The sequence below is a fragment of the Roseovarius aestuariivivens genome, from assembly GCF_004761875.1.
Lineage (GTDB): Bacteria > Pseudomonadota > Alphaproteobacteria > Rhodobacterales > Rhodobacteraceae > Roseovarius > Roseovarius aestuariivivens.
In genome coordinates this window covers 713,248-722,519 of record NZ_SJEY01000001.1, presented here as the reverse complement: position 1 = coordinate 722,519, position 9,272 = coordinate 713,248, and the positions used below count along the sequence as shown (strand labels likewise).

General features: G+C 56.4%; 6 protein-coding genes. 1 reads left to right on the top strand and 5 read right to left on the bottom strand.

Annotated elements, in window-relative coordinates; all coding sequences use genetic code 11:
- Positions 1–351: 351 nt before the first annotated feature.
- Genes EZV60_RS03485 through EZV60_RS03470 form a run of 4 tightly spaced genes read right to left on the bottom strand, consistent with a single transcriptional unit; the run spans position 352 to position 5,991 of the window.
- Positions 352–1,536 carry an acetyl-CoA C-acyltransferase gene (locus EZV60_RS03485; protein ID WP_135502148.1) on the bottom strand — a complete coding sequence of 395 codons (1,185 nt, stop codon included), beginning with the start codon at positions 1,534–1,536 and terminating at the stop codon, positions 352–354.
- The gene (locus EZV60_RS03480) at positions 1,533–3,653 is read right to left on the bottom strand and encodes a 3-hydroxyacyl-CoA dehydrogenase NAD-binding domain-containing protein (protein WP_135502146.1); all 2,121 of its coding nucleotides are present in this window, start codon (positions 3,651–3,653) and stop codon (positions 1,533–1,535) included. Before EZV60_RS03480 ends, EZV60_RS03485 begins: the two co-directional genes overlap by 4 nt.
- 11 nt (positions 3,654–3,664) lie before the next feature.
- On the bottom strand, positions 3,665–4,351 hold the full coding sequence (locus EZV60_RS03475; RefSeq protein ID WP_135502144.1) for a dimethylsulfonioproprionate lyase family protein: 687 nt from the start codon (positions 4,349–4,351) through the stop codon (positions 3,665–3,667).
- Positions 4,348–5,991 carry a fatty acid--CoA ligase gene (locus tag EZV60_RS03470; RefSeq protein WP_245306189.1) on the bottom strand — a complete coding sequence of 548 codons (1,644 nt, stop codon included), beginning with the start codon at positions 5,989–5,991 and terminating at the stop codon, positions 4,348–4,350. The genes EZV60_RS03475 and EZV60_RS03470 overlap by 4 nt, the downstream gene beginning before the upstream one ends.
- 194 nt (positions 5,992–6,185) lie before the next feature.
- Between EZV60_RS03470 and EZV60_RS03465 the strand changes: the two genes are divergently transcribed.
- Complete coding sequence (locus tag EZV60_RS03465; RefSeq protein ID WP_245306188.1) at positions 6,186–7,109, top strand: LysR substrate-binding domain-containing protein; 924 nt, start codon at positions 6,186–6,188, stop codon at positions 7,107–7,109.
- Positions 7,110–7,172: 63 nt separating this feature from the next.
- On the opposite strand, the gene EZV60_RS03460 is transcribed toward EZV60_RS03465, so the two are convergent.
- A complete protein-coding gene (locus EZV60_RS03460; RefSeq protein ID WP_135502142.1) occupies positions 7,173–8,729 on the bottom strand; it encodes an ABC transporter substrate-binding protein in 1,557 nt (518 codons plus the stop codon).
- Between the last annotated feature and the right edge of the window lie 543 nt (positions 8,730–9,272).

Here is a 9,272-nt window from a genome sequence, read left to right as displayed (position 1 = left end):
TTGATAGCACGGTAAGATACCTTGGGGTCGAAATCGACGACGCGTTGAGCATCGCCGAGAAGATCGACATTTGAGAGTTTGGCGGACGGCACCAGCCGTCCGTCATTTCAAACTGTTTGTCCGAACGTTCAGACACGAACGGCCGATCCTTGGGGTAGCAGACCTTGCTCCATTTGTGTTCGATGACCGCTCTGCGGACCTTTCAGACTTTCGCTGCGAGTTCTCAAACGGCTGCTATTTGCACATTGCGCCCGACATAAAACGCGGCGTGGGAACAAAAAGACTTTCACAGATGCCAGGTTGTCAATGTCGCAGCCAGGTAACTCTTGGTCTGAACTCATTTCAGCAGGGTCAGGCGACTTCGAACAACGCTGCGGCGCCCATGCCTCCGCCAACACACATGGACGTAACCACGTATTTTACGCCACGACGCCTCCCCTCAAGCAGGGCATGCCCGACTTGCCGCGCGCCTGTCATGCCGTAGGGATGGCCGATCGAGATGGCACCGCCGTTCACATTGTAGATTTCGGGATCGATCCCAAGGTGGTCGCGGCAATACAGAACCTGGCAGGCGAAGGCTTCGTTAAGCTCCCAAAGGCCGATGTCGCTCATGCGAAGACCTGCAGTCTTCAGCAGCTTTGGAATGGCATAGATCGGGCCGACACCCATTTCTTCCGGTGTGTTTCCTGCAATCGCCATACCGCGATAGATACCTAGCGGTGTGAGGCCCTGTTGCTCAGCCATTTTGCTTTCCATGAGCACACAAGCCGAGGCACCGTCAGAAAGCTGGCTTGCGTTTCCGGCAGTGATCACGCCGCCTTCGACAACCGGGTTCAACACCCCAAGTGTTTCGACCGTCGTGCCCGGCCGGTTGCCTTCGTCTTTTGACAAGGTCACTTCTTCCAGGGTTTCCTCTCCGGTGTCGCGGTTCCTGACGCGTTTGACCGCCGTGATCGGGACGATCTCGTCGTCAAATGTGCCAGCGGCCTGAGCCCGGGCCGTCCGACCTTGCGAAAGTGCGGCATATTCATCCTGCGCCTCACGGCTGATCCCATAAGCTCGCGCCACATTTTCCGCCGTCATCAGCATCGGCATATAGGCATGCTCTGATTGGGCGATAACATTTGGGTCTTTCTCATCGCCCGCCCATTTCAGATATGCATTCTGCAGGGCGGAAATATTCTCCTGCCCGCCCGCCACGGCAACGTTCTGACCATCCACAATGACCTGCTTTGCAGCCGTCGCAATGGCCATCAACCCGGAGGAGCATTGCCTGTCGATCGTCTGTCCTGCCACCGTATTGGGAAGGCCCGCCGCCAGCGCCGACAAACGGGCGACATTCATGCCTGCGGTTCCCGCAGTCAGGACCGATCCGATGACGACATCTTCGATCGAACCGGGGTCCACACCTGCACGTTCAACCGCGCGCTGAATGGCGTGCCCCATCATGGTGGGGGATTTGATGTTGTTCAGCGCACCTTTGAAGGCCACCCCAATAGGGGTTCGTGCGGTTGAGACGATGACGGCTTCTCTCATGATTTTTCCTTTTTGGCATCAAAATGCGCGGCAAGTGTCACGCCCGAGGTTGCGAGGTCTTCCAACAAAGGCGCAGGTGTGAACCACATCTCGCCATAGGTACCAAGCGACTGCCGATAGTGGTTCATTCGTTCCAGAATCTGGCTCAATCCAATCTCATCGGCATAGTGCATTGGGCCGCCGCGCCAGTCCGGAAAGCCATAGCCATTGACCCAGATCAGGTCGCAATCACCCGGGCGCGTTGCAATGCCCTCTTCAACGATCAAGAAGCCCTCGTTGATCAGGGGGAACAGACAACGTTCAAGGATTTCCTGATCTTCGATGTCCCTGCGCGTTACACCATGCCGGTCCGCCAAATGGGCACTGATTTGAACTATCTCAGGGTCTTCGACCCGTGTCCGTCCCTCGTAGACATAGCTTCCTCGCCCGGTTTTCCGACCCAGTCGGCCCAGTTCAAACAACCTGTCCTGCACAGCCTGGTATGTCGGGTCATGCGCGATTTCACTACGCCGTTCCTGACGCACGCGGGCGCCCACATCGACTCCGGCCAGATCTGCCATTGCGTGAACACCCATGGCCATGCCGAAGCCTTCAAGGACGTCATCCACCTGTTTCGGCGTCGCCCCCTCAAGAAGCAGACGGGATCCTTCGCGGAAGTATGGTTCCAGAATCCGGTTTCCAACAAAGCCGTAGCACACGCCAACCGTGACAGGGAGCTTTCGGATCTTCTTTGCGACCGTGATTGCCGTTGCAATGACATCGGGAGCGGTCTTGGCGCCCCGCACCACCTCCAGCAAGCGCATGACGTTCGCCGGGCTGAAGAAATGGAGACCAATCACATCCTCCGGGCGTGACGTGACTGCGGCGATTTCATCAAGATCCAACGTCGATGTGTTCGAGGCCAGTATCGCGCCAGGTTTTGCGTGTCGGTCCAGGGCTTCAAAAATCTGGCGTTTGACATTCATGCTCTCAAACGCCGCTTCAATGATCAGGTCGGACTCTGCAAGGTCGCCGTAGCTGAGCGTTCCTGTGGCGTTGGCGGCGATTGCCTCTGCCCGATCGGCACTGAGTCGGCCTTTTTGGGCCGCGCGTTGGAAATGCTCCCTGACCTGATCCAGCCCCTGTTCCAGCACAGTTTGTGTGGTTTCAAGAAGCGTGACCGGGTACCCCGCCTGCAGAAAGGCGATAGCAATGCCGCGCCCCATTGTTCCGGCACCGATCACGGCGACCGATGAAATATCACGTGGTTGGTCAGCACGGGTAACGCCCGGAACCTTGGTGCATTCACGCTCCGCAAAGAACAGGTGTCGGCCCGCGCGCGATTGAGGTGTGTCGAGCAGTTCGGCGAAACCTGCCTTCTCTTGTGCCAACCCCTCGGCCAGCGGCAATTCGCATGCGGCCTCGATGGATACCAAGCATCGTTCAGGGGCGACGAGGTTTTTGGACTTTGGTGCTATCTGGTCTCGGAATCGCGTGAGAAAACCCTTTGGATCAGGGTGTGTGACGGTCACATCCGCGCAACTGCGTTTCGGATCGCCCTCATGGCTGACACGGGTGGCGAAACCCAAAACATGTGCGCGAAAATCCTGGTCGTTCTCAAACAGTGCATCGACCAGCCCGCAAGACAGGGCAAATTCGCCTGTCACGGGATCACCCGAAAGGATCATTTGCGTTGCCGCTTCCAGCCCGGCAATCCGTGGCAGCCTTTGGGTGCCCCCGGCGCCGGGAAGCAGCCCCAGCTTGATCTCGGGAAGCCCCATCACGGCGTCCGGTGTGGCGACACGGTAATCACAGGCAAGTGCGATCTCCAGAGCACCTCCCATCGCAGGACCTGCTATCGCTGCGATAACCGGCTTCCTGCTGGTTTCAATCGTGACACACAGGTCCGGCAGGTCCGGCTTGTCCCAAACAGCCCCGGTGCGGAACTCAACGATATCAGCGCCGCCACAAAAGAGCGGCAGGGCCGAACACAGAACGATGGCTGTGACCTGCTCATCAGATTCAAGGTCGTGAATGGCTGAAGAAATCGCCTGCCGCATCTTCAGGCCGAGGGCGTTAACCGGCGGGGCATTCAGTTCGATGAAAGCGACACCCTCGGTGCGTTCAATGGAAATCATGTTCGGAAACCTCAATCAGGCTGCTTGGAAAGATCCTGTTCGACCTCTGCCCAGTCGTCGAAATGGATCACGTTGCAGGGTGAATGCACGTTCTCGAGCCAGACAAAGACCGAGATGAATGGCTGGTCATAGACCCTTGTGGCGTGGGGATCGCCCGCCGCGTTCCAGATAAGTGATCCAGCCGGATAATCCTGCCAGTCACGGCTGCCAAACCGCCAACCGGATTTCTCGGACAGGTTCAGGTACAGTTCTGGCGCGTCGTGGTTGTGGTCGCGATACAGTGTCCTTGGGCCCAGCATGAAAATGCCAAGGTTGAAGTCGGGATGGTGATGCCCACATGCATCGGGCCCGATGAGCAGGGTATGCAGGTTGCACTTTGTGTATCCCTCGCCCAGATCGGCACCAGGGGGATAGAATTGGGCGTTGTCTTCGCGCCACACCAGATCATCCTTCGCCGCTTTCAGACAACCCGCGATATCCTGCAATTCGGGGGCGACAACCCCTTCGATGGCGTTCTTCAGAACCTCATCATGCCGGGTTCCTTGGGGAGGTAAGTCAATGAGCCTCTCATCGGACAGGTCCATGGCTGCCAGCTTGTCCAACGTCAGATCAACGCCGCGCGTTGCAGCTCTGTGAGCCTTCAGATAGGTGACAATGGATTGAATAAGCGCCTTAATACGGCGTTGCTTGTCTGTCATGATTGGCCCGCGCGAGTTGAAATGTCTTGCCGCACGAGCTTCTTGTCGAGCTTGCCGACGCTGGTTTTAGGCAGGCTGGTGACAAAGAAAATTTCGTCAGGAACGGCCCACTTCGAAAGTTCACCTGCGTCAACGCGCGACTGAATTTCCGCCATGACGCTTAAACGCACAATATCCGGATCGGCATCTTTTGCGGCTTGAGTGACCAACACTGGCCGTTCGCCCCACTTCGCATGCGGCAGCCCGATCGCAGCGACGTCCTCAACGCCGCTGCAAGACGATGCTATGTTTTCCAGTGCCAGCGAGGAAATCCATTCGCCGCCGGTCTTGATCACATCCTTGAGGCGGTCAGTAATCTGTAACGACCCATTCTCGCGGATATACCCAACATCCCCGGTATGCAGATAGCCACCATCCCAAAGCTCACCCGAGGCTTGCGCGTTATCCAGATAGCCTTGTGTCAGCCAGGGAGCCCGAGCAACAACTTCGCCGGTTGTTTCGCCGTCATGCGGGACGTCTTTCATATCCGGTGTCACGACGCGAAGGTCGACAAGAGGGCCGGGAAAGCCGGTTTGCGCCTGCATCTCGGGGTCATTGCTGGACAAATCGGCCACCGTCAGAAACGGACAGGTTTCGGACATCCCATAGGCCGCATGCAAGGATATGCCCGCCGCCGCCGCCCGGTCCTGCAGACTGCGCGGCAAAGCGCCCCCCCCAATGATGACCTTCCATTGGCTTAGGTCAGTTTGCGGGCAGTTGGGATGGTCGAGCACCATTGACAGAACCGTGGGAACGCAATGGGAAAAGGTGACGCCTTCGGCTGCAATCAATCCCAAGATTGTGTCAGGGTCATATCGACCGGGATAGACCTGACGCAGCCCCAGCATCGTTGCGGCATATGGAAAACCCCAGCCGTGGACGTGAAATAAGGGTGTCAGCGGCATGTAGACGTCGCCGCGATGAAATCCCGCATTCCCGGGCCACGCGCCGAAACCTGCGATCAAGCCCAATGTGTGAAGTACCAACTGCCGATGTGAATAGCTCACCCCTTTGGGATTGCCGGTTGTCCCGGTCGTATAAAACAGGGTTGCGGTTTGGTTTTCATCGAAGTCCGGGAAGTCAACGCTGTCTGGGGCCTCGCCTATCCACTTTTCATACCCTTCACCGTCTCCAATCGGCACGATGATGATGTCCCGATCGAAGCCCGGTCTGATATCATCAATGAGCGGCATGAAATCGCGGTGCACGATGATCAGGTCCGGCTGCCCATGGTTGATTGTATAAAGAACCTGGGCAGGAGATAGACGGACGTTGATCGTAAAAAGGGACGCGCCCATCATCGGGATCGCAAAAAAACATTCAAGATAACGGTGCGTATCCCAATCCATGACACCGACGCGCATGCCCTCATGTATCCCGCTGGCCTTTAGAGAATTGGCAAGTTGGCGCACGCGTTTGCCCAACTCCGCGTAGCTCAGCCGCATTTCGGTGCCGCTGACGATTTCCTGGCAGGTTGAGGCGAAGTAGGGTCCGTTCAGCAAGTGTTTGATCAGCAACGGAAAGCCATATGCATTTGACGAAGGCGATGGTGCTTGCATGAAGGTGGAATCCCTGAGCTTCTTTACTTGCCAGTCTGACATTTCTCACTCAGTCGAAGAACTGAAAGAATTTTCCCTTCATCAAGATTCTCTAACCAATGCCAAAACGCTGAGAATTGAGTGTGACCAGCTGAAAAGCTATGAGAAAATCTATGAAGACTCAGGAATTCCCGATTCCGTCGTCGGTTAACCCTGCTCAGTGATGAGCGGACTGCATTCATCGAGGAGGCCCACCGGTGACGACCCATATGCCCACACTGGTTTCACTTCGCGCTTTTGAGGCAGTGGCGCGTCACAAGAGCTTCCGAAAGGCCGCTGACGAGATTTGTGTGACGCATGCGGCAGTCAGCCACCAGGTCAAAGCACTAGAAACATCAATCGGCGTTAAACTGCTGGAGCGCACAAGCCGTTCGGTCGAATTGACACCGGCCGGGGAACAATACTACCCGCCGATCCGCGAACATATTCAGGGCATTATCAAAGCCACGCGGCGCATCCAGACCCCTGAGGAACCGGACGTATTGCTCGTTCAGTCCTACGCAAGTTTCAATACAATGTGGTTACAGCCCAGATTGGCTGAATTTCTTCAGGATAATCCGGACACACGCGTGCGCATCGTCTCTACCTTTGAAGACGGTGATTATGATATGCACCGGTTCGATGTTGGCGTGTTCAACGCGCCGCCGTTTGACAAGAGATTTGACTATAGCCCCTTGTTCGAAACGGATATCTTCCCGGTTTGCGCGCCAGAGGCCTTGAATTCCTCAAACGGTGGAATGCCGCTGGAAGAGCTAAGCAATTTCTTGCTGCTGAGTATCCCAAACACATGGAATGAGCCGGATGACTGGGATTGTTGGTTGGATGCGGCAGGCTTGGACCGCGGCACTATGAAATTTGGCTCGATTTTCGACAATTACCCGCTGGTTCGTGAGGCTGTTCTGAACAATCACGGGATCAGCGTCGCAAGGGCACCATTTTGCGCGCGTGATCTTGAGAGGGGGCGTCTAGTCAGACCCTTCGACATTTCGGTGCCGGAGCCAGGCCGCTGGTATCTGGCGACGCAAAAAGAACGTGCACCCAACCCGAAGCTCGACACGTTTGTTGACTGGCTGTTCGAACAGATCGAGGCCGACCCAACCATGCGGCTATTTCGGGCCTGACTGTAAAGCATTTTGAATTGGGTTTCGGGTGTCGGGCCCACCGACACCCCGGTTTTCATGAGGTTAGGCGAACCACCAGCGCTCCATAAAGCGGTTGCCGTCGAGATCCCAATCAGAACCCATGACTTCGGGCAGCCCCAACTTGTCGTTGACTGCAAAAACCCAGTCGTTGAACATTGGAATGATCGCGCCACCATCGGTCGCGCAGATCTCCTGCATTTCCCAATACATATCGCGGCGCTTGGCATTGTCGAGTTCTGCACGTGCCTTGATCAAGAGGTCGTCAAACCGCTCATTGCACCAGAAGCTCTCGTTCCAGGACGCGCCGCACTGATAGGCCGTCGAGAACATTTGGTCCGGAACCGGACGTCCGGCCCAGTATGAGAAAGTAAATTCCTTTTTCATCCAGACATCAGACCAGTAGCCGTCATTCGGTTCACGGATCACGTTGATATCGATACTAGCCGCCTTGGCCGAGGCCTGGAAAAGCACCGCAGCGTCCACCGCACCGCCAAAGGCCGCGTCCGCAGCCGACAAATTCACCTGCAAATTGTCTATGCCCGACTGCTGCAAATACCACTTGGCCTTATCTGGATCGTATTGTTTCTGCTCGAGTTCAGAGTTGAAGTACTGTTCGCCAGCGCCGACCGGATGATCGTTGCCAATCGAGCCGAAGCCGAACAGGATCTTGTCCACCATCTCTTGACGGTTGACGCCGTATTTCAGAGCTTGACGGACATTGTTGTCGTCATAGGGCGCCCGGCGTACATCCGTCGGGATCGAGTAATGCGCCTTGCCCGAAATTGAGTGGACATTGACACCCGGCTTGCGCCCCAAAAGCCCGGCAGTTTTCAAATCTACCCGGTCAATCACATCTACATCGCCCGAAACAAGCGCCGTGGTCCGGGCGTTCAAGTCGATCAGCGCCAGAAATTCGACGGAATCGAAGAAAGCCACGTCATCGCGCCAGTGGTTTTCATGCCGCTCCAAATTGGCCGAAACGCCTAAGTCGATGGAGGCACTCTTATACGTGCCGCAGCCATTTCCCGACTGCCAGTCAATCGAGTCGCCATCTGCTTTGCAGATCGGCAGGTGGTAATCAGTGAGAAGGAATGGGAAGTCGGCATTGCCACCGCTCAGTTTGAAGACAACGGTGTCGTCGCCCTCGGTAGTGATATCCCGCACCGGCTCGACGAGCGGCGCTGCCGCCGAGGTCGAGCCTTCGCCACGGTGGAAGTTGATCGAACTGACAACGTCCTGAACGGTAAGCTCTTGCCCATCGTGGAACTGAACGCCCTTGCGGATCTTGAAACGCCATTCTGCGGCGTCCTCTGATGCTTCCCAGCTTTCCGCCAGTTCTGGCGTGAGTGAACCGTCAGGACCGACTTGGGTCAGACGGCCATGCACAGCATGTGTCCACGCAATCATAAAGCCAGAATCATACAGGCCGGGGTTCAGCGTGTCGGTTGTTTGGCCATGCCCAAGGCCAACCCGCAAATGACCACCTCGTTTGGGTGCAGCTCGGGCAGCACCTAATGGCAACGACGCTGCAGCAACCGTCGCTGCAGTGGTTTTCAAGAATCCGCGACGATCGAGAAGGCCGCCATTGATAAGAGTCATGTTCGTTCTCCCTGAATGTTCCGATTTGCGACCGCACGCCCGTCAGCAGGCACCGCTGTTTGAGCCGACGTTTCACCGGATTGGACACTCAAGTTGTATCGGCAGGCCTGTGCACAAAAGAACTGAAAAGATTTTTGGATCATGTACAGATTCTAACCAGTTGCATATTGAAGTTGAGCACCGTCTCGGCTGCTTTCCCGCCAAAGAAGGCGTCTCCGGTGAATGGCTCTATCAATTGCGTATGCGGGTGGCTGCACGAATCTTCTCAAGAGGCGATCGGAGGAGTCACCCCACCCGAGGATGACCGCTCTGTGCTCATCACGCCCATTCGAGCGCGATGCAGCATCGGTAGATTTGGGCTCTTTCCGGTCATCAGCTGCAACAAGCGCCAAGGTCTGCTTCGCGGACCTTCCTGCCGTTCGCCGCAAGTGCGTGATTGCTGTTCCCTCGCTACATGCCCGGCAGGATGTCTAAAAGCGGGCTGCTGCGTCATCTGTGCCATTAGCGAACTTGGAAATCCCGGATTAATGCCTCGCGCGCGTG

Coding starts and splice junctions, on each gene's coding strand:
- EZV60_RS03485 (WP_135502148.1), bottom strand. CDS start 1,536: ATGAGAGAAGCCGTCATCGTCTCAACCGCACGAACCCCTATTGGGGTG.
- EZV60_RS03480 (WP_135502146.1), bottom strand. CDS start 3,653: ATGATTTCCATTGAACGCACCGAGGGTGTCGCTTTCATCGAACTGAAT.
- EZV60_RS03460 (WP_135502142.1), bottom strand. CDS start 8,729: ATGACTCTTATCAATGGCGGCCTTCTCGATCGTCGCGGATTCTTGAAA.
- EZV60_RS03475 (WP_135502144.1), bottom strand. CDS start 4,351: ATGACAGACAAGCAACGCCGTATTAAGGCGCTTATTCAATCCATTGTC.
- EZV60_RS03470 (WP_245306189.1), bottom strand. CDS start 5,991: ATGTCAGACTGGCAAGTAAAGAAGCTCAGGGATTCCACCTTCATGCAA.